The 23,633-nt window shown below is 35.3% G+C and carries 12 protein-coding genes; all 12 read left to right on the forward strand.

Translation table 11 applies throughout. The features are described 5' to 3' along the window. Nucleotides 1-105: 105 nt before the first annotated feature. The 12 genes from KF816_03530 (at nucleotide 106) to KF816_03585 (ending at nucleotide 23,613) form a co-directional block, all read left to right on the forward strand. The gene (locus tag KF816_03530) at nucleotides 106-1,296 is read left to right on the forward strand and encodes a T9SS type A sorting domain-containing protein (protein ID MBX3007080.1); all 1,191 of its coding nucleotides are present in this window, start codon (nucleotides 106-108) and stop codon (nucleotides 1,294-1,296) included. A 74-nt stretch (nucleotides 1,297-1,370) separates the two neighbouring features. Next, nucleotides 1,371-3,296, forward strand: coding sequence for a hypothetical protein (locus KF816_03535; protein ID MBX3007081.1), 1,926 nt, complete (start codon nucleotides 1,371-1,373; stop codon nucleotides 3,294-3,296). 61 nt (nucleotides 3,297-3,357) lie between these two features. After that, nucleotides 3,358-5,331, forward strand: coding sequence for a hypothetical protein (locus KF816_03540; protein MBX3007082.1), 1,974 nt, complete (start codon nucleotides 3,358-3,360; stop codon nucleotides 5,329-5,331). 155 nt (nucleotides 5,332-5,486) lie between these two features. After that, the gene (locus tag KF816_03545) at nucleotides 5,487-7,430 is read left to right on the forward strand and encodes a glycoside hydrolase family 97 catalytic domain-containing protein (protein MBX3007083.1); all 1,944 of its coding nucleotides are present in this window, start codon (nucleotides 5,487-5,489) and stop codon (nucleotides 7,428-7,430) included. Further along, nucleotides 7,427-8,470 (forward strand): LacI family DNA-binding transcriptional regulator, encoded by a 1,044-nt coding sequence (locus KF816_03550; GenBank protein ID MBX3007084.1) that lies wholly within the window; start codon nucleotides 7,427-7,429, stop codon nucleotides 8,468-8,470. The genes KF816_03545 and KF816_03550 overlap by 4 nt, the downstream gene beginning before the upstream one ends. Before the next feature lie 178 nt (nucleotides 8,471-8,648). Next, a complete protein-coding gene (locus KF816_03555) occupies nucleotides 8,649-9,794 on the forward strand; it encodes a hypothetical protein (protein MBX3007085.1) in 1,146 nt (381 codons plus the stop codon). A gap of 68 nt (nucleotides 9,795-9,862) precedes the next feature. After that, nucleotides 9,863-10,972 (forward strand): hypothetical protein, encoded by a 1,110-nt coding sequence (locus KF816_03560; GenBank protein ID MBX3007086.1) that lies wholly within the window; start codon nucleotides 9,863-9,865, stop codon nucleotides 10,970-10,972. 12 nt (nucleotides 10,973-10,984) lie between these two features. Next, nucleotides 10,985-13,579 (forward strand): glycoside hydrolase family 3 C-terminal domain-containing protein, encoded by a 2,595-nt coding sequence (locus KF816_03565; protein ID MBX3007087.1) that lies wholly within the window; start codon nucleotides 10,985-10,987, stop codon nucleotides 13,577-13,579. Between the two features lie 30 nt (nucleotides 13,580-13,609). Beyond that, complete coding sequence (locus KF816_03570; protein ID MBX3007088.1) at nucleotides 13,610-16,030, forward strand: DUF5110 domain-containing protein; 2,421 nt, start codon at nucleotides 13,610-13,612, stop codon at nucleotides 16,028-16,030. Between the two features lie 144 nt (nucleotides 16,031-16,174). Then, complete coding sequence (locus KF816_03575) at nucleotides 16,175-18,784, forward strand: DUF5110 domain-containing protein (GenBank protein MBX3007089.1); 2,610 nt, start codon at nucleotides 16,175-16,177, stop codon at nucleotides 18,782-18,784. Between the two features lie 131 nt (nucleotides 18,785-18,915). Then, a complete protein-coding gene (locus tag KF816_03580) occupies nucleotides 18,916-20,262 on the forward strand; it encodes a family 43 glycosylhydrolase (GenBank protein MBX3007090.1) in 1,347 nt (448 codons plus the stop codon). Nucleotides 20,263-20,289: 27 nt separating this feature from the next. Continuing rightward, nucleotides 20,290-23,613: a DUF4981 domain-containing protein gene (locus KF816_03585; protein MBX3007091.1), complete on the forward strand. Its 3,324-nt coding sequence runs from the start codon at nucleotides 20,290-20,292 to the stop codon at nucleotides 23,611-23,613. Nucleotides 23,614-23,633 lie beyond the last annotated feature (20 nt).

Raw genomic sequence — 23,633 nt, forward strand, 5'->3', positions numbered from 1 at the left:
TTAGTCTATGAGTTGCATGTCCATCAATTTTTATTTCATGCAATTTTCTTCGCGCATTTTATAGAATCAAATTTCAGTTCTTCTTTTAAATAATTGGATATATCAATGAACTTAATTAGACACACTTTCACCATTTTTACCCTAATGATATTTTTCAATTTGATCAACTTTCCGCAGCATCTTTCTAATTATAACAAAAACAATTATTCAGTAGTTGGAGATGCAAGTACATTTCCACTTCCGCCAGTTGGATTTGACAAGTATAACTCAGCTATCGCGCATGGTAAAATAACCACTGTAACCTATTATTCAACTACTGTTGGTGTGAACAGGCAAACTCTTGTTTACACACCGCCCGGTTATTCTTCAGAAAAAAAATATAGCGTTCTTTATTTACTCCATGGAATTGGAGGCGATGAGCGAGAATGGTTGAATAACGGAAGTCCTCAAAATATCTTGGATAATTTGTATGCCGATCAAAAATTAGAGCCAATGATAGTAGTTCTTCCAAATGGTCGAGCAATGAAGAATGATGATGCAACAGGGGATATTTATGCCGCAGATAAAGTTAAAGCTTTCGAAACTTTTGAGTTTGATCTCATAAATAATTTGATTCCGTTTATAGATTCCACCTATTCAGTTTCTACAGATAGAACTCATCGAGCTCTCGCCGGATTATCAATGGGGGGAGGGCAATCACTCAATTTTGGATTAAAGCACCTTAAAAAATTTGCATGGGTTGGTGCTTTCTCCGCGGCTCCAAATACAAAATCACCATCAGCACTTCTTCCAAAACCAACTTCTGTAGCCGATAGTCTTCATCAACTTTGGATTTCGTGCGGTACAAATGACGGATTAATTTACATTAGCAGACAAACACACGATTACCTCACACAAAAAAACGTCCCACATATATATAGTCTAGTTGATGGAGCGGGACACGATTGGAAGGTATGGAAGCATGGACTATATCACTTTTCTCAGTTGGTGTTTAAGGTAATTCCCACAACAGTTGAAGTAAATGAAATAAGCACAGATTACGGTTTATCACAAAACTATCCTAATCCGTTTAATCCAATTACAAGAATTAAATATGCAGTACCTAAAACAGGCTTTGTTTCAATAAAAGTATTTGATATGCTCGGAAAAGAAATCATAACATTGGTAAGTGAACAAAAACCAGCCGGCAATTATGAATTTGAATTTAATGCCGCACATCTTTCAAGCGGTGTTTATGTATATAAAATGCAGGCTGAGAGTTTTATAAGTACTAAAAAATTTATTCTCATTAAATAATTATGAAACTATGTTTTTTCTCTTGCATGAAATTTTATAAATCAGTGAAAAATATTATTTAATAAAGGGGAACTATGAAAAGATTGTGCTTTCTCATTATAATTAGCCTAGTGTTCAGTATGTATGCACAGGCACAAGTAATTGAAAAACATGCACCTATTGGGTACGATATACTTCGTAATGATATTGATAAGGGCCAAATTGATACTGTTACTTATGAATCTAAAACGGTTGGTACAAATCGTAAAGCAATTATTTATACTCCTCCTGGATTTTCTCAAGATAAAAAATATCCGGTATTGTATCTTCTGCATGGCATTGGGGGAGATGAAAAAGAATGGCTCAATGGCGGTAAACCAGAAATAATATTAGATAATCTTTATGCAGAAAATAAAATTGAGCCAATGATAGTAGTCATGCCTAACGGTCGGGCAATGAAAGATGACCGTGCGGGTGGAAATATATTCGATGGTGCTAAAGTAGCAGCTTTTGCCAACTTTGAAAAAGATTTATTAAATGATTTAATTCCCTTTATTGAATCAACATTTCCTGTTTATAAAGATAGAGAACGAAGAGCAATAGCCGGTTTATCTATGGGAGGTGGACAATCTCTCAATTTTGGATTAGGCAATCTCGATAAGTTTGCATGGGTTGGAGGTTTTTCTTCTGCCCCAAATACTAAAGCCCCCGAATTGTTAGTCCCCTATCCCCTAGACACAAAGAAGAAATTGAAATTACTTTGGATTTCGTGCGGCGATGATGATGGTTTAATTACTTTCAGTCAGCGTACACACGAATATTTGAAAGCAAACGATGTTCCTCATATATATTATATTGAACCGGGTGTTCATGATTTTAAAGTATGGAAAAATTCATTATATATGTTTGCTAAGCTGCTTTTCAAAACTCTTGATCATTCAAAATTTACCCAATATTCACTTCTCGGTACTCCGGCATCCACAAATGTGCGAAACGCCAAATATCCACAGATAATGCCTGATAACAGCGTTAAGTTTCGAATCAAAGCTCCAAACGCCCAGAAAGTACAAATTGATCTGGGAAGAAAATATGATTTGGTTAAAAATGAAGAGGGATTTTGGGAAACAACAACTGATACTTTGAGTGAAGGGTTTCATTATTATTCATTATTAATTGATGAAGTAGCTGTTGCAGATCCAGCTAGTGAAACTTTTTATGGCATGGGAAGAATGGCCAGTGGAATTGAGATACCTATAAAGGGTGAGCAGTATTATGCTCTCAAAGATGTACCACGCGGTGAAATTAGAATTAAACGTTACTATTCAAATGTGATTAATAAATGGAGACAATTTTATATTTACACACCCCCGGGTTATGATAAAAATGTGAATGAAAAATATCCGGTGTTATATGTTTTACATGGCGGCGGAGAAGATGAAAGGGGCTGGGCAAATCAAGGTAAAACTGATTTAATAATCGATAATCTTATCGCTTCGAAAAAAGCTAAACCAATGATTGTTGTAATGCCGGATGGGAACGTCGGAGGTCCAGGTGGATTTGGAATAATGACATTAAAATTATTTGAAGCAGAATTAAAAAATAGCATAATACCTTTTGTACAGAATAATTATAGAACAGAGACAGATGCGAAAAACCGCGCACTTGCAGGGTTATCGATGGGAGGATTGCAAACTCTTTATGCTGGCTTAAATAATACGGAAATGTTCTCCTACTTGGGAGTATTTAGTTCCGGCTGGATACAACAAATGCAAAATGAACTTGCGGAATCACAATATGAATTTATGAGAAAAAATGTTGAATCGATCAACAAAAATTTGAGACTATTCTGGGTATCGATGGGAGGGAAAGAGGATATCGCTTATAATAATTGCCAGATTATGCTTTCCAAATTTGATGAGATGAAAGTTAACTATGTTTATAGTGAATACCCTGGCGGACATACATGGCCAGTTTGGCGACACGATTTATATAAAATTGCACAATTGCTCTTCAAAGAATAGTATGCATTAACAGGCAAATAATAAATATGAAAATTGGAAAATGAAAATAAATTGTAGGTCTATGAATTACTCACTCAAAACAATAACACTTTTATGTATTTTCTTATTGATTCATACAATCTCATTTGCGCAAAATAAACTGAATAGTAAAAAAATAAGTCCGATGCTTTTCGGATTATTTTTTGAAGATATCAATTATTCAGCAGATGGTGGAATTTATGCAGAACTTGTTCAAAATCGTTCATTTGAATATAATCCTAACAGCCGCAGAGAGTGGCACCCATTTTCTTATTGGGAATATATAACTCCCGGCTTTTCATACGGGGCTGTTAATATTGAAACTAATTTTCCAATCCATCCAAATAATCCTCATTATGTAGTTTTAAATATCGAACATGTTGGCAAAGAAGATCAATACAAGGGCGATGCAGGAGTTGGATTGGCAAATTCCGGTTTTGATGGAATGGTTATAAAAGTAAACGAAAAATATAATTTATCATTGTATGCTCGATTGCTTTCTGATGTACCAGTAAATTTATTAATAGGTCTGCAAAGTCCTTCTGGAAAAATTAAGTATGCAGAAAAAAATATTTCTGTATCATCAAAGGACTGGAATAAATATACAACTTCACTTACTGTTACCGAGGATAGCGACAGTGCAAATTTGTTTATTCTTGCAACTAATAAAGGTAAACTGGCGCTTGATCTAATTTCTCTTTTCCCAGAAAAAACTTTCAAAAATCGTCCAAATGGACTACGATTAGATTTAGCCCAAATGCTCGCTGATATGAAACCGAAGTTTGTTCGTTTTCCCGGGGGCTGTCTTGTACATGGTGATGGATTAGGAAATATGTATCGATGGAAAAATACAATTGGGCCAATTGAAGAGAGAGTTGAACAGAAAAATTTGTGGGGCTATAACCAAACTGCAGGGTTGGGATACTATGAATATTTTCAGTTTTGTGAAGACATAGGAGCTAAACCAATCCCTGTTTTACCTGCGGCTGTAAGTTGTCAGAATTCAGGAGGTACCTGGCGCATTGGGGGTACTGGACAGAGAGCACTTCCTAAGGATTTAATCCCAGAGTATATTCAAGAAGTACTGGATTTGATTGAATGGGCTAATGGACCTGCAAATTCGAAATGGGGATCCAAACGTGCTGAAGCGGGGCATCCAGAACCATTTAACCTCGAATACATCGGCATTGGTAATGAAGATAAAATAACACCAGAATTTGAAGAACGATTTAAAATAATATTTGATGCTGTAAAAAAGAATCATCCAGAAATTACAATTATTGGCACTGTTGGGCCATTCCATAGCGGGGAGGATTTTGATAAAGGTTGGAAGTTGGCACACGATCTTCAAATTCCAATAGTTGACGAGCATTACTATACTGATCCAAAATGGTTTATATCTAATCAGTTTCGTTATGATAAATATGATCGAAGTAAATCCAAGGTTTATTTGGGTGAGTATGCATCTTGGGGAAATAAAATGATTAATGCGATTGCAGAAGCTGCATACATGACTTCATTAGAGCGAAATGGAGATGTTGTTGTGATGGCTTCATACGCACCATTGTTTGCTAAAAAGGATTTTACTCAGTGGAAAACTGATTTGATCTTTTTCGATAATAATAACATTTGCCCAACTCCGAATTATTATGTACAAAAAATGTTTATGACAAATCAAGGCGAACTCTACTATGAGAATATTATTTCAAAAGATGAAAAGGATACAACTTTAGCCGCATCATGTGTAAAAGATAGTGAAACCGGCGATATAATTTTAAAACTTGTTAATGCTAGCGAGGAAAATAAAAAAGTGAATGTTGATCTCTCTTTATTTGATAATTTAGCTCCCGAAGCGGATATGATTATTTTATCTGGTAATAAAGATGCTGAGAACACATTCGAAAATCCAAATAATGTTGTTCCTATAAAATCTGTTTACAAAATTAAAACCAAATTTGAATATAGTACTCCGGCAATGTCGCTAACTGTAATAAGAATAAGACAAAGTAATAAGTGATTAATCTCTTAAATCTTCTGAAAAATGTTGTTTGTCATTTGTATTCCGATTTATCGGAATTGAATTGTGGTGAGTCGTTCTTTCGAAATTACATTCTTATGTTTATCGGATGATTCATTTTATTACTACTCAATTAATACTAAGGAAATATTTCAATGAAATTCATAAGACTAACATTAACAATACTTCTGGTTATTACTATTATCGATTTAATCGCTATGGATAAGTTCGAGATAAAAAGTCCGGACTTAAAAATAGCAGTGAATGTTTGGATAACAACGAATGGTGAGCCGGTATATTCTATTCTTCATTCTGGTACAACCGTAATAAAAGAATCCAAAATGGGAATTGTTAGAAGTGATTATGATTTTACAACTGGATTAAAACTAGATTCTACTTCAAACGTTAATATTGTTTCCGATAGATATATGCTTCTTCATGGCAAACGATCGAATTGTAATTACGAGGCCAATAAACGAATTTTTTACTTAAGCAATCTGAATAAAAAAATAATAGAGATTATCTTTCAGGTCTCGAATGATGGAGTTGCATTCAGATATCATTTCCCGGATCAATCAGAAAATCCATTAAAAATTTATAAAGAAGTGACTTCGTTTCATTTCGATGCATCTACAAAAGCATTTTTGCAGCCATGCCCTGATTCCCGAACCGGTTGGAATTACACTCAGCCTTCATACGAAGAATATTATCAAATGAATATACCTGTTGGCACAGTTTCACCCAATCAAGCGGGCTGGGTTATGCCGGCTCTTTTTAATTACAAGAAATATTGGATGAGCATAACAGAGGCCGCAGTTGATACCAACTATTGTGGAACTAGATTAAGTCAGTTTTCTCCGAATGGGGAGTATTCGGTACTATTTCCTCAACCACAGGAGGGAAGAGGTGCTGAGCCTGTTTTACCGCAATCAAAATTGCCTTGGTTTACTCCTTGGAGAATAATTGTAATTGATGATAATCTATCTGGAATAGTTGAATCGACTTTAGGTACCGACTTGGCTATTCCACAAAAATATGATGTATCTAACTGGCTTGAGCCTGGAACCGCATCTTGGAGTTGGGTTATTTTAAAGGACGATTCTACAGAATATAATACTCAAAAGCGATTTATAGATTTCGCCTCAGAAATGAATTGGAAGTATTGTCTCATTGATGCTTTTTGGGATAAGCAGATTGGTTACGAAAAAATTAAAGAACTCTCCGATTATGCTAAAACAAAAGATGTGAAAATATTATTGTGGTACAATTCGGCAGGAGATTGGAATACTACACATCTTACTCCAAGAGACAAAATGCTGACTAAAAAGTCGAGGCGAGATGAGTTTAAAATAATAAGCGAAATGGGTATTGCAGGAATTAAGGTTGATTTTTTCGGGGGGGATGGACAATCAATGATGAAGTATTATATTGATATTTTGAAAGATGCCGCCGAGTTTAAGCTTTCTGTAAATTTTCATGGATCAACTTATCCTAGGGGATGGCACAGAACTTACCCAAATTTAGTTAGCATGGAAGCTATTAAGGGAGAAGAGTATGTTACCTTTGCACAAGAAAATGCAAATCATCAACCTTCTCATTGTACGATTATACCGTTCACAAGAAATCTTTTTGACCCGATGGACTTTACCCCTGTAAATTTTTCGGGAATCCCAAATATCGAACGCAAAACAACAAAGGGATTTGAAATTGCCTCATCTGTTTTATTTACTTCAGGAATACAGCACATCGCTGAAACTCCAACAGGAATGTCACAACAAAAAGATTTTGTTAAAGATTTTATGAGTAGTTTACCCGCAAATTGGGACGACTTAAAATTTATAGATGGGTATCCGGGTAAATATGTTGTGCTCGCAAGAAGAAAAGGAAACGAATGGTTTATAGCATGTATCAACGGTGAGAATTCTGAAAGGACATTCACTATGAATCCTACTTTCCTTGATAGTAAATCAAAAGGATTTATTATAGCAGATTCCGATAATAAAAATGATCTGGTAAAAATGGATGTTGATTTTTCAAATTCAATAAATATTACTATTCATCCGCATGGGGGATTCATAATTAAAGCGTTGGCAAAATGAATAAGACAAAAGAAATAACCATAGGTGATATTGCCAAAAGAGCGGGCGTTTCAAAAGGGACAGTCTCGGCTGTGCTAAATGAAAAAATGGTAGTGAAGCGTTCTACTAGAGAAAAAATTCTACTTCTCATGAAAGAATTAAATTACCGGCCAAAAGGGTTTGCCAGAAATCTAAAAAATGGCGATCCCGGAAAATGCATAGGAATTATTGTTAAAGAATTAAATTATCCTTTTTATACAACTATCGCAGAAGCCGCAAAGGAATATGCCAGCTCAAAAGGTTATTCATTAGTAATGGCAAGCTCTGATTACAACCATGAGACTGAAAAAAATATTATGAACCTTTTTTTGGCTAAAGATATAAGAGGTGCAATTATAGCCCCAATTTTAGAAGGCAATTCAGAAATTGCACATCTATTTAAACTAAAAAATTTGAACTATCCTTTCGTATTATTAGCAGATGTAAAAGGAATTGTGACTAATGTTGTTGAGATAGACAATAGTCGTGCAATAGGTAAAGCTGTGGAATATTTAATAAAAAATGGACATAAAAAAATTGTTCATTTTGCCGGACCTCCTGAATCAGCCCACACTAGAGATCGCATTGAAGGATTTCAAAATGCATTTAGTGAAAGCACACTGGTTTTTAATAAAAGCATGATAGTTCCAATTGGAGCTCACGCTAAAGTGAGTTATGAAAAAACAGTAAAATATTTCAGTACTAGAAAAAGAAAAGATTATCCCACCGCAATTGTATGCTTCAATGATTTGCAGGCTCTTGCAGTTATGACTGCATTAAGGGACCTAGATATAAAAGTACCTAAAGATATTTCAGTTATTGGTAATGATGATATTAATTATGCCGAGATATATTCGGTACCCCTTACCACGATCAGATCTCCTCAAAAAGAGATTGGTCAGAAAGCCGCTGAAATATTAATAAGAAATATAGAATCGTCGCCGCCTGCTCCAATCGAACGAATTATTCTTGATACAGAATTAGTTGTTAGAAAATCAACTAGAAAGATAAATGTGAAATAATTTTTTGATACAATTTTCATGAGTTATTGTTTATAGAAACTATTTATATGTCTATATGATTCTGAACAAGTTTATTAATGAAGGGCCTAAACGCTTCTGTAAATGGAAATTATAAATTTTAAAGATTTGAAAAGAGCATTTATAAAACAAATTCTAAATCTAACTGAGGAGAAATTAAATGAAACGGACGACACTTTTCGCATTATTATATTTTAGTTTATCTATAGGTTATTGTTTAGCTCAATCTAATGTTAAGGAGGATTTTAAACCATCTTCTACAAATCAACCGGGTAAGATATTCCCGCAGGTAAATTCTGAAGGAAGAGTTCGTGCAAGCATATCGGCACCAGAAGCGCACAAAGTTCAATTAGATATAAGTGCAGTAAAATATGATTTGAAAAAAGATGAGAATGGAGTATGGACAGGAGAATCTGATCCGCAGGATGAAGGATTTCACTACTATCAACTTTGGATAGATGGAGCGGCAGTCCCAGATCCAGGCAGTATGTATTATTTCGGAGCGATGCGATGGGGTAGCGGTATTGAAATACCAGCACATGACCAAGATATTTATGAACTTAAAAATGTAGCACACGGACAGGTACGGGAAATTCTTTTTCCATCTAAAAGTACAAATACATCGCGCAGAGCATTTGTTTATACACCACCCGGATATGATGAGAAAGATTTAAATAAGCGTTATCCGGTGTTGTATCTTCAACATGGTTATGGTGAAAATGAATATGGTTGGGTAAACCAAGGCAAAGCAAATTTAATTATGGATAATCTTTTAGCTGAAAGTAAATCTAAACCTTTTATTATTGTAATGACTTACGGAATGACAAACGATGTTAAAATGGGTGGACTTAGAGATTTCGATATCAAGCCGTTTCAAACAGTGCTTGTAGATGAGCTCATTCCATTTATTGATTCTAATTTCCGCACTCTTACTGATCAACCAAACCGTGCTATGGCAGGTCTTTCTATGGGTGGATTTGAAACAAAATTAGTCACTTTGAAAAATCTAGATATTTTTTCTCACATAGGATTATTCAGCGGTGGCAGTATTTCTTTAGATGATATTAATAACACACCTGGTTTTAAAGAAAAAGTGAAACTTGTATTTGTCAGTTATGGTGGCAGAGAAATCGAAAATATGAAAAAAGGGGGCTTCAGATTTGGAGGAGATCCTAAAGAAAATACGGATGCAATAGCTAAAGAGGGGAGCAATGCTCATTTCTATGTTTCTCCAAATACCGCTCATGAATGGCAAAGCTGGAGAAGAAGTCTTCATGAATTCGCAAAGTTAGTATTCCAGAATTAAGGAATAAAAGCATGATTAAATGTTTTTCATTGTTAACGGTTGTTATTTTTTTGTGTGCAAGTTTTTGTATGGGGCAAACAAGTCAATCAATTGTAGAAGATGATTTTAAACCTTCCGCGACAAATCAACCGGGGAAAGATTATCCAAAGGTTAATTCAGAAGGGAGAGTGCGTGCAAGAATTTTAGCACCTGAAGCCGATAAAGTACAATTGGATATTGGCGGTGTAAAATATGATTTGATTAAGGATGAAAATGGAGTTTGGACAGGTGACTCAAATCCTCAAGATGAAGGATTCCACTACTATCAACTTTGGATTGATGGAGCCACAGTTCCAGATCCGGGAACTAAATATTATTATGGGGCAGGACGTTGGGGAAGCGGAATTGAAATACCTGCGAGTGATGGTGATTTTTATTCATTAAAAAATGTTCCTCATGGTCAGTTAATTCAGAAATTATATTTTTCGAATATTACTCAATCATGGCGCCGTTGTTTTGTTTATACCCCGCCGGATTATGAGAAGAATCTTAAAATTCGTTATCCAGTATTATATCTTCAGCATGGCAGTTTCGAAGATGAAACGGGTTGGTCGGCACAAGGCAAAGCTAATTTAATTCTCGATAACCTAATCGCTGAACAGAAAGCTGTTCCAATGATCATTGTTATGGATAACGGCTACGCATTTGAACGAGCAAATAATTCTGAGAGTGGTAAACCCAGAAAGTTTGTTTTTGAAGAAGTTCTAATAAATGAAATTATTCCTATGATCGATTCTTCTTTCCGGACAATTGCTGATAGAAAATTTAGAGCAATGGCAGGCTTATCAATGGGTGCTAATCAAACTATTCATATTACAATGAATAATCTTGATCTGTTTTCACACATTGGAGGATTTAGCGGCACGGCAAATTATCCTAAAAGCGAAAAAATTGACCGCTCAATATTTATGAATGGAGCATTTAAAAATGGAAAAGAACTCAACACAAAGATTAATTTATTCTGGCTTGGATTGGGCACAAAAGAACCTAGTCCTTTTCCCGGTTCTGTTGGGGCATTCCGTGGAATGTTGGATGAAGCAGGTATTAAATATACATATTACGAATCACCAGGTACAGCGCATGAATGGCTAACCTGGCGAAGATCACTTTACCAGTTTGCACAACTTTTGTTTAGATAGATAGGAGATAAAATGTTTAAGAAATTATTAATTATCATAGCTTTTTTGTTATCGGTAAATATTGTAAGTCAAACTTTGCCATATCAAAATCCAAATTTAAATTCCGAAGCAAGAGCTAAAGATTTACTTTCCAGATTAACGCTTGAAGAAAAAGCCGCATTGATGTGTGATGTTTCCGATGCTGTTCCCCGTTTGGGAATAAAGAATTTTAATTGGTGGAGCGAAGCTTTACATGGTTTGGCAAACAACAATGATGTAACTGTTTTTCCTCAGCCGATTGGAATGGCCGCATCATTTAATGATGAGTTAGTTTATAAAATATTTAATGCTACATCCGACGAGACTCGCGCCAAATATCATGAAGCGATTCGAAACGGACAGAAGAATAAACGATTCTTAAGTCTTTCGGTTTGGACACCCAATATTAATATTTTTAGAGATCCAAGGTGGGGTCGAGGACAAGAAACATATGGTGAAGACCCTTACTTAATGTCGCGCATGGGTGTTCAAGTTGTAAGAGGATTGCAGGGTCCGGCTGATTCAAAATATAAAAAATTACTGGCCTGCGCAAAACATTATGCCGTTCATTCAGGACCCGAATGGAGCCGTCATGAAATTAATATCAATAATGTTGATCCGCGTGATTTGTGGGAAACATATCTTCCTGCCTTTAAATCTTTAGTTCAGGAAGCGGATGTACGACAGGTAATGTGCGCATATCAACGATTGGACGATGACCCATGCTGTGGCAATACTCGGTTACTTCAAACAATACTCCGGGATGAATGGGGTTTTAAATATTTAGTAGTATCTGATTGTGGGGCTATTGCAGATTTTTATACAAGTCACAAAGTTTCATCCACACCAGTACACGCTGCTGCCAAAGGAGTTTTAGCAGGTACCGATGTTGAATGCCAGTGGGATGGCCATAATTATAAGCAGCTTCCTGAAGCCGTTAAAAGAGGATTAATAAAAGAAGATGAAATTAATGAACGATTGATGCGTGTATTAGTCGGGCGTTTTGATTTGGGCGAAATGGACGATGATGACATTGTTCCATGGTCAAAAATCCCGGCATCTATTATTAACAATGAAGAGCATAGAAAACTTGCGTTGGATATGGCACATCAATCGATGACTCTTCTTCAAAATAAAAACAATATCCTGCCATTTAAGAAGTCGATTAATAAAATTGCTGTAATTGGTCCAAATGCCGATGACGAACCAATGCTATGGGGTAATTATAATGGCGTGCCGGTTAGAACAATTACAATTCTCGACGGAATTAAATCAAAACTTCCAGAAAATAAAATCTTTTATGATAAAGGATGTGATCTTGTCGAAGATAAAGTTACGGAAAGTTATTTTTCACAAACTTCTATTAACGGCAATCAAGGTTTTAAAGCTACATATTGGAATAACCAAGAACGCCAAGGTGAAGTAGTAACAACGCAACAAATAAAAAATCCAATAAAATTAACAACAGCAGGACAGCATGAATTTGCGAGCGGAGTTAAGCTTGAAGGTTTTTCAGCGCTTTACGAAACCGAGTTTATACCAAAAGTTAGTGAAGAACTTGTTTTCAAATGCGGAGCTACCGGTGCTTTTGAATTATTGGTGAATGATGAATCAATTGTTAGATATGTAAATTGGAGGACACTTCCTTCACGTCATCCATATAAAGTTGAAGCGGGTAAATCATATAAAATAGAGATCCGTTATGCGCAGATGAATAACTGGCAGGCAAATTTAGAATTCAATTTTGGTAAAGAAGTTGATGTAGATTATACTGAACTTATTAAAAAACTAAATGGAATTGATGTTGTTGTTTTTGTTGGCGGACTTTCTACAAATCTTGAAGGAGAAGAGATGCCAGTTTCTTATCCGGGTTTCAAAGGTGGCGACCGTACAAATATAGAGCTTCCTTCTGTTCAACGTAATTGTCTAAAAGCTCTAAAAGCTGCTGGCAAAAAAGTAATCTTTGTTAATTGTTCCGGTTCAGCAATTGCATTAACTCCTGAAACAGAAAGCTGTGATGCAATTTTGCAAGCATGGTATGGCGGCGAATCCGGTGGACAAGCAGTTGCCGATGTTCTGTTTGGAGATTATAATCCTTCAGGTAAACTTCCTATCACATTTTATAAAAATTCTGATCAATTACCCGATTTCGAAGATTACTCTATGAAGGGAAGAACTTATCGTTTTATGAATGATGCTCTATTCCCATTCGGCTTTGGTTTGAGTTATACTAATTTTAAAATTGGCGATGCAAAACTGAATAAAAGTGTTATTAAAGAAAATGAATCTGTTGAACTTTCAATCCCGGTATCAAATACAGGTAAACGAGTTGGAACAGAAATAGTCCAGGTTTATGTTCGTAAAGCAAACGACGATGATGGTCCTATTAAAACTCTGAAGGGTTTTAAAAGATTAGATATTGGGGCGGGAAAATCAGCTACTGCGATAATCAATTTACCTTATAATTCATTTGAGTTTTATGACCGAACAAAAATTAAAATGACGGTTAACACGGGGGAGTATGAAATATTGTATGGAAATAGTTCAGATGAGAAGCTATTGAAAAAAATTAAAATATCTGTTAACTAATCTTTATTATAATTACCTGGGTAAAATGAAATGATAAAGAAAATATTAATACTCTTTTTGTTTCTAATTACATTAAATAGTAAAGATAAAGCTCAAATATTTAATGTAACTGAGCATGGAGTAATATTAAATATTGACTCAATTAAAATTGAACTCCAATTCTATAATCCATCAACTATTCGAGTTATCAAGTCTCTAACTAAAATCGACTTTTCAAAGGAAAGTCTATCAATAATCATTTCTCCTCAAAAAACAGAATTTGTTGTAAAGCAGCAGCAAGATGAAATATTATTGAAGAGCGAAATACTTCATGCATCGATAAATCTGCAAAATGGGAAAATATCTTTTTCGATACCAACTAAAGGAATTCTGCTACAAGAAAAAGAAAATGGTATTTCATTTAATAATTTTAATGATGCCGGTACTGCGACATATAGCGTGAGGCAATCATTTGTTCTGGACAAAGATGAACCAATATATGGATTGGGATTTCAACAACAGGGCAAAATGATTCAACGCAATCTAAAGTTAAAAATGATACAAGGTAACACTGATACTTATATTCCTTTTTTTCAATCTATAAAAGGGTATGGACTTTTCTGGGACAATTATTCACCTACTACATTTACAGACACTCCGGATGAAACAACTTATGAATCGGAAGTTGGTGATTGCATTGATTATTATTTTATGTTTGGAGAAAATGCTGATGGAGTGATCGCGAAAATGCGAGATCTCACTGGACAAGCACCGATGTTTCCTCTCTGGACTTATGGTTATTTTCAAAGTAAAGAAAGGTATAAGAGTCAAGATGAGACTGTAGGCGTAGTTAAAAAATATCGTGAACTTGGAGTACCTCTCGACGGAATAATTCAAGATTGGCAGTATTGGGGTAATAATTATTTATGGAATGCAATGGAATTTTTGAATTCCGACTTTTATGATCCGCAGAAGATGATTAATGATGTACATTATTTAAATGCACATATGCTTATATCAATTTGGAATTCGTTTGGCCCAAAAACAAAACAGTATAATGAATTAGAGAAAATAAACGCCCTAATGGATTTTGTTACCTGGCCGGCCTCCGGTTCTGATAAATGGCCTCCAAATATTGATTATCCTTCAGGAGTAAAAGTATATGATCCATTCAATCCAGAAGCCCGTAACATCTACTGGAAGTATCTTAATAAAGGAATCTTCTCACTTGGAATGGATGGATGGTGGATCGATTCATCGGAACCCGATCATTTGTTTTTTAAAGATTCCGATCTAGACAATAAAACATATCTTGGTTCATTTAGGAAAGTTCGTAATGCTTTTCCATTGATGACAGTTGGAGGAGTTTATAAAAACCAGCGTGCCGTAACTTCCGATAAGCGTGTATTTATTCTCACCCGTTCGGCATTTGCAGGGCAGCAGCGTTATGCCGCTAATACTTGGACTGGCGATGTGGTAGCCTCCTGGGATGCATTAATAAATCAGATTTCAGCAGGATTAAATTTTTCTCTGAGTGGAATTCCTTATTGGAATTCTGACATTGGCGGCTTTTTCCTATGGAACTTCCCTAAAAAATTAGGAGATCCCAATTATCGTGAGCTTTATGTGCGGTGGATACAGTTCGGAATATTTTGCCCGATGATGCGTTCACACGGAACTGATGCGCCCCGTGAAATCTATCAATTTGGAAAAAGGGGAGATAAGCTTTTTGATGCGATTGAAAAATCAATTAATCTAAGATATTTATTACTACCCTATATTTATTCTGCATCTTGGGATGTGACGGAAAATCAATCAACTATGACGCGTGCATTGATGATGGATTTTGCGAATGATAAAGATGCACAGGATATCAATGACGAGTATATGTTTGGTAAAGCATTATTGGTTTGTCCCGTAACCACTCCGATGTATTCAAAGATTGTTATTGCAGGAAAAGATACCTCGCATGTTGAAGATTTCAGTAAAATTAAAAGTGAGTCGGTTTATCTACCCAAAGGAAGTGATTGGATTGACTTTTGGACGGGAGAAAAATATAAAGGTGGAAAAACAATAAATATCGAAGTGCCGATTGAAATAATCCCGTTGTTTGTAAAAGCCGGTTCAATAATTCCGTTGGGACCTAAGGTTCAATATGCTGAAGAGAAAAAATGGGATAATCTTGAGATTCGAATATATCCTGGTACCGATGGGAAGTTTACATTATATGAAGATGAGAATGACAATTACAATTATGAAAAAGGAATTTATTCTTTAATTTATTTTGAATGGAATGACGCAAAAAATGAATTGACCATTAGTGATAGAAAAGGTTCTTTCCCGGGAATGCTCGGTAAGCGAAAGTTCAACATAGTAATTGTTTCTAAAAATAATGGTCTTGGGATGAATAAGATTGAATCTTATAATGAAATTATTGAATACGGTGGGAGTAGTGTTGTTGTTAAATTTTAATATAGTAATAATAACCCGAGTTTTAATTGAGATTCAAGGACAACGTTTTAAAAGTAATACCAGTACAATATAGAATGTTAATGGTTAACATTCCTTTACATGAAAATGAAGTAAACTAATGGAAAAATCGGTAGATAAATTATTATGAAATTAATTTACTTACTAATTATCGGGATGCTTCCTGTTATTTGTCATGCTCAAGTTGTAAAGGATTATAAAAAGTATGATGATAAAATAATGATTACCCTTTCTGAAGGTACGCTGGATATTATCCCGCTAACTGAAAACTCAGTAAGAATAAAATTTTATAAAGATGTTGAGCCGAAACTACCTGAACTTATTTTTAAAACTAGTATGGCAATACCAATATTTAAGGTTACAGATACTTCCTCAAAGATAGAGATAAAAGGAAATAAAATTGATGTAATTATAGACAAGCAGACTGGCTCATTATCATTTGTTGATAATAGAGGAGAAATGTTTTTAAATGAGAAATTAAGTTCACGAAAATTAGTTGGCGATTCTATAAATGGGGAACCATGCTTTATCGCAGAACAAAGTTTTGAATCACCAAATGACGAATTTATTTTTGGATTGGGGCAGTTTCAGGATGGGCAATACAATCTCAAAAATAAAACCCGACGATTAACACAAGTCAATTCCCAAATTTCACTTCCTTTTATTTATTCAAGTAGAGGTTATGGTTTGCTCTGGCATCAGTATGGTTTAACAGATTTTAATCCAACCTATAATTTTATTAAACTGGAAAAGCAATCATCTGTAGGTAATAATGAACTGGCTGAAGTAACTACAACATCAGGAACACAAAAGATATCTCAGGAGCATTCTCTTTATGTAGGTAGCTTTTATGTACCAAAAGATGGTATTTATTCCATTTTTCTTGATTTGGGGGAAATGGATAATAAGCATTATGTTGTAATAGATGGTAAACCATTCATAAACTTTAGCAATTACTGGCTTCCTCCTACTACAAGCGAACTTATCGAATTAAAAGAGGGTGAGCATCAAGTACAGGTGGTTTGTAAATCGAGCAATATACCTAAACTTTCATTTAACCAAATAGAAGATGTAACAACTTTCCATTCGCCAAATGCTAAACTGCTGGACTATATTGTATTTTACGGACCTTCTGCCGATAGTATAATTGCCGAATATAGAAATCTTTCTGGGAATGCGCCTATGTTTCCCCTTTGGGCATACGGCTTCTGGCAATGCCGCGAACGCTATAGTTCAAGTAAAGAATTGATTGATGCTGTTAAAGAATTTCGTAATAGAAATCTTCCATTGGATGTGATTGTTCAGGATTGGCAATATTGGGGAAACAATGGCTGGGGCGTACCTCAGTTCGACAAAACTAATTATCCAAATCCTGCAGGATTTATAAAAGAATTACATGATTTAAATGCTCATTTCAATATTTCAATATGGTCAAACCCGGATAAAAATTCAGAAATCGGTAAGGAGTATGTAACAAAAGACCGATTTATTCCCAACACAAAATGGTTGGACTATTTTAATCCCGAAACCAGAAAAGAGTATTGGAACACATTAAAACAAAACATGTTTGATTATGGAGTTGATTCCTGGTGGATGGATGCTGTTGAACCAGAAAACGATGCTTTACGAGGAGAGACGACTCATATAGGATTAGGGGATTTTTACCGTCTTACTTATCCGCTATTTGTAAGTCAAGCGGTTTATGAAGGGCAACGAGAAACTACTTCTGATAAACGAGTCTGCATTCTTACCCGTTCAGCTTTTCTTGGTCAACAGAAGTATGGAATTATTAATTGGTCAGGTGATATAAATGGAACATGGGATTCATTCAAACGGCAAATAGTTGCCGGACTGAACTATACAATTACCGGATTACCTTATTGGACAACCGATATCGGAGGATTTTTTCGCCAGGGTCAATCTCAATATATTGATGAAAAGTATCATGAATTATTTATTCGTTGGTTTCAATGGGGAGCATTTAACCCAATCTTTCGTGTTCATGGTTACCAAAGCGAAACAGAACCGTGGAAGTATGGAAGAAAAGTTGAAGATAACATTAGAAAGTTTCTTCAGCTTCGTTATAGTTTGCTTCCTTATATTTATTCTGAGGCATGGCAAATTGCAAAAAATGGTTCGACTTTGATGCGGCCATTGATAATGGATTTCAAAGAAGATACTATTGCTTTAAATCAACCATATGAATTTATGTTTGGGAAAGCCATACTTGTAGCTCCCGTTACTGATTCAGCAGTAAATAAAATGAATTTGTACTTACCCAAATTTGCTGATTGGTACGATTTCTGGACCAACGAAAAATTTGTTGGAGGTCAGGAAATAAAAACGGATACGCCGATAGATAAAATTCCTCTTTTCGTGAGAGCTGGGTCTATAATTCCGCTTGGTCCATTGGTTCAATATTCAACCGAAAAGAAGTGGGATAATCTTGAAATTAGAATTTATAACGGTGCCGATGGTATGTTTGTTTTGTACGAAGATGAAAACGATAATTATAATTATGAAAAGGGAATGTATTCGACCATTACATTTAATTGGAATGATAAAGAAAAAGAATTATCTATCAATGATAGAGAAGGCGCTTTTCCTGGAATACTCAATGAACGTAACTTCAGAATTGTATCTGTTGACATCAGGAAGGGTATAGGCATGGAAAGGGTAGAAAAGTATGATAGAGAAATTGCTTATACCGGGAAGAAGATTGTAATAAAAATGTAGAGATACTATTCATGGTTCTATTAACCACTAAAAAAATAATTCGTATTAGCCTATAATTTATTAGAAAAATATTTATGAAAAATTTCTTGTTAAATGTTTCTTTATACTATTAAGGTGGCTCAAATAAAATTATGAGAAAAATAATATATGTCCTATACTTTTTGATAGTGGCTAATATCAGTTTTGCCCAATCCCCGATCATTCAAACGAAATATACTGCCGATCCTGCACCTATGATTTATAAAGACACTGTGTTTCTCTATACAGGCCACGACGAAGATGATGCAATGGGCTTTAAAATGCATAATTGGTTGCTCTATACATCGACCGATATGGCTAATTGGACCGAGCATGGCGTGGTTGCATCTTTAAAAAATTTCTCATGGGTTCCTTATGATAATGGAGCATGGGCTGCTCAGTGCGTTGAGCGTAATGGAAAGTTTTATCTCTATTGCCCAATGCCTGGCGGAGTTGGAATAGGGGTTTTAATTGCCGATAGTCCTTATGGACCTTTTAATGACCCGATTGGAAAGCCTTTGATAAGTAAAAGCAACCATGATATAGATCCTACTATTTTGATTGACGACGATGGCCAGGCATACTTGTACTGGGGAAATCCAAAGTTATATTATGTTAAATTGAATGAGGATATGATTTCTTACTCAGGTGAGATAATTGAGGAAACAACAACACCCAAGAATTATCAAGAAGGACCTTGGGTTTGGAAACGGAACAATCATTATTACATGGCGTATGCTTCCACTTGCTGTCCGGAAGGAATTGGTTATGCAATGAGCGACTCACCAACAGGACCATGGGAATATAAAGGAATGATTGTAGATGCATCAGAAAAAACCAGAGGTAATCATCCCGGTATTATTGAATACAAAGGCAAATCGTATTGTTTTGGGCACAGTTACGACTTGCTGAAACTAACCACATCCAAATTTTATGAACGCCGATCGGTGGATATGGATGAAATGATTTATAATCCCGATGGCACTATACAAAACCGTCATTATTGGTCGGTTGAAGGTCCTGAACAAGTTGGGAAATTGGATCCATTCAAACGAGTTGAGGCAGAAACAATGGCTTGGAGCGAAGGGGTTAAAACAATGTTCGAAACAGAATGGGAAGGGGATTTTGAATGGGCTAGGGGAAAAAAGGTTGCTGATCGTTTGTTTGTAACTTCCATTCACAATGGTGATTATCTCATGGTAAAAGGCGTTGATTTTGCTAAAGGGGCAAAATCAGTGGAAGTGAGTGTTGCTTCTCTGTATGGTGGGAAAATCGAAATTCATCTTGATGAAACCCATGGACCTATCATTGCTACTGTTGATGTAAATACTTCACGACAAGGTGGTATCTGGAGGACAATTACTGCACCGGTTAAGAGTGTTAGTGGAGTTCACGATTTGTATTTTGTTTTTAATGGAGAAAAAGACCTGTTCAACTTTGACTGGTGGATGTTTAAGTAAAAAAACTTTTATTAAGGAAAGAATGGTATGAATAAGAAACATCTAAAAAATCCAAAATCAATTTCATTCCACCCCGCGTTTCAAAAAGGAATCTGGGTTCCCTCTTCAAATTTTAAAACAAGATTTCTCGCTTTGCTCGAAATGACAATACATAATCAGTTTCTCAGGTATCTCAATAAGCTAATTATTTTAATATTTGTAGTACTGTCCATTACTATTGTGAAGGCTCAGAATCGCCTTCCACATCCCGAGTTGGAGAATCCATCTATTCAAGGAATTAATAAAGAAAATCCTCATGCTACTTTTATAAGTTTTGATAGTCGCGAAACTGCTTTGCAAAACGACAAGAGTAAAAGCTCACGCCGTATTTCCTTAAATGGTACTTGGAATTTTAATTTTGTTATAGGTATATCAAACCGTATCAGAAATTTTGCAGAACCTGGACTCAACATTTCTAGTTGGAAAGAAACAGAAGTGCCATCTAACATGGAAATGCAAGGTTATGGTATTCCTATTTATGTAAATATTGGTTACGAATTTTATCCGGAATGGAATTTCAATCCACCTTTTGTTAATGATTTAGAAAAGAACAACATCGGGTATTACCGTCGTGAGTTTGATATACCTGAATTTTGGAATGGGCAACAAATCTTTATCAATTTCGGTTCTATTAAATCTGTCGGGTTTATTTGGATTAACGGAATAAAAGTCGGTATGAGTAAGGATAGTAAAACTCCACAAGAGTTTGATATCACCAACTATGTTAAACCGGGAAAAAATAGTGTAGCAGTTGAAGTCTTTCGATGGAGTGACGCTTCATATCTTGAATGCCAGGACTTCTGGCGTTTAAGCGGTATTCCCCGTGAAGTTTATATTTATGCTCAACCAAAAGTAAGATTACGTGATTTCTTTGTAAAAGCTTCACTTGATGAAAATTATACGCATGGCGTTTTCGATCTTAATGTGGAATTGAAGAATCATACTAAAAAAAGATCTAAATATTCAGTGACATATGAAATTTTAGATAAAAATGGAAATGAGAACCTCACATCGGAAACTAAAACTATTGAATTATCAGATACTCTTGGAATAATAAACTTCAGTACTACTTTACCATCAGTAAAAAAATGGACAGCGGAAACTCCAAATCTTTACACTCTTTTACTAACAATAAAAGATGAATCTGACAAGACCACCGAAGTTACATCAACAAAAATTGGTTTCCGTACCAGCGAAATTAAAAATGGTTTATTCCTGATTAACGGAAAACGTGTTTTAGTTAAAGGCGTTAACATTCATGAATTTAATCCTCTCACAGGTCAGGTAATTAGTGAGGCAGATACAAAATTAGATATGGAGCGGATGAAACAATTAAATATAAATGCTATTAGAACAAGCCACTACCCGCAACCTGAATTCTTTTACGAAATGGCTGATAAATATGGCTTCTATATAATTAATGAAGCAAATATAGAATCTCATGGAATGGGATATGATCTTACAAAAACTCTTGGCAATAATCCGGATTGGCTTGAAGCTCATTTATTCCGTACTCGTAACATGGTTGAGAGGGATAAAAATCATCCTTCGGTGGTTATTTGGTCTTTGGGTAATGAAGCAGGTAATGGCTATAATTTTTATCAGACATATTTATTTATAAAAAACCGAGATAATACTAGACCTGTGCAGTACGAAAGAGCAGGACTTGAATGGAACACCGATATTTTTTGTCCAATGTATATGAAAATTCCCGATCTTGAAAACTATGCAAAGAAATACTTCGACCGACCATTAATCTTGTGTGAATATTCTCATGCAATGGGAAACAGCAATGGAAATATAAAAGACTATTGGGAAACGATGGAAAAATATCCCAACCTCCAAGGTGGTTTGATTTGGGATTGGGTAGATCAGGGTCTTGCCGATAAAAATGAAAATGGAAAATTTTGGGCCTACGGAGGTGACTATGGTCCAACAGGCACTCCATCCGATGGTAATTTCTGTATTAACGGTGTAGTTTTTCCGGACAGAAGCATTAAACCGCATAGTCTTGAAGTTAAACATGTTTATCAAAATATTGGTTTTAAAGTCGAAGACTTTTCTACCGGAAAGTTTGTAATTACAAACAAGTTCAGATTTACTAATCTCTCCAAATATATTTTCAGTTATGAGATTACTGCGAATGGTGAAAGTATAAAAAGCGGCGAACTGCCTATTATGAATATTGAACCTGAGCAATCAAATTTAATTTCAGTTAATCTGGATAATTTACCACCAAACCCCGGGGTTGAGTATTTCATAAAATTCTCTGCTAAAACTATTATAGCAGAAAATTTACTTTCTGCCGGATGGGAAATAGCTTCAGAACAATTTAAAATACCTATTGAGGTTTCGAAGTTACAATTTAATGCTACTAATGATGAAAAAGTAAATTACAATGAAGGAAAGAGTATTGAGATTTCGGGGAATGAGTTCTCTCTTTCAATTGATAAAAAGACAGGCATAATCACATCGTACAGAAATAAAGGAAAGGAACTTTTACTTAATGGATTTGGGCCACGTCCAACTTTTTGGCGCGCACCCACAGACAATGATTATGGATGGAGAATGCCCCGAGTTTGTCGTTTATGGAAGCAACTCTCTGAACAAGAATTATCAGCTCAAAATCTTACCATAAATTATGAAGGTAGTGATGTAAAAGTGGCTGTTGAATACAATCTTGATTCGGTTAAATCTGTTTGGAAAACAGAATATACTGTTATGGGAAATGGTGCTGTTAAAATTGAAAATCTTTTTATAACAAATGATAACACTGTCCCAGTAATCCCAAGAATTGGCATGAAGATGCAGATGCCTGCGGAATTCACTCAACTTGAATATTTTGGTAGAGGACCATGGGAGAATTATAGCGATCGTAAATCATCAGCATTTGTTGGACTATATAAATCAACTGTTGCCGAACAATACGTTCCGTATGTTCGCCCACAAGAAAATGGGCACCACACGGATGTACGATGGATGGTATTAACTAATAATGATGGAACCGGATTATTAGTAGTCGCGGATTCATTGATGGAATTCAACGCACTCCCTAATCCTGTTGAAGATTTTGATGCCGGAATTGACAAAGACAAGAATTTGCGCCATATAAACGATATCAGTCCTAAAAATATGATTGAGCTACATTTAGATTTTCGCCATATGGGAGTTGGGGGTGATGACAGCTGGGGTGCAAAACCGCATGATCAGTATTTGATTAAGCCAAGTAATAAAGTTTATAAATATGGTTTCACATTTATACCGGTGAACTCCCCTCAAGAAGCAGAAGAGATGAAAAAATTTGTTTATTAATACTGATTAATGATAAATGA

The sequence above is a fragment of the Melioribacteraceae bacterium genome, from assembly GCA_019638015.1.
Classification (GTDB): Bacteria; Bacteroidota; Ignavibacteria; order Ignavibacteriales; family Melioribacteraceae; genus JAHBUP01.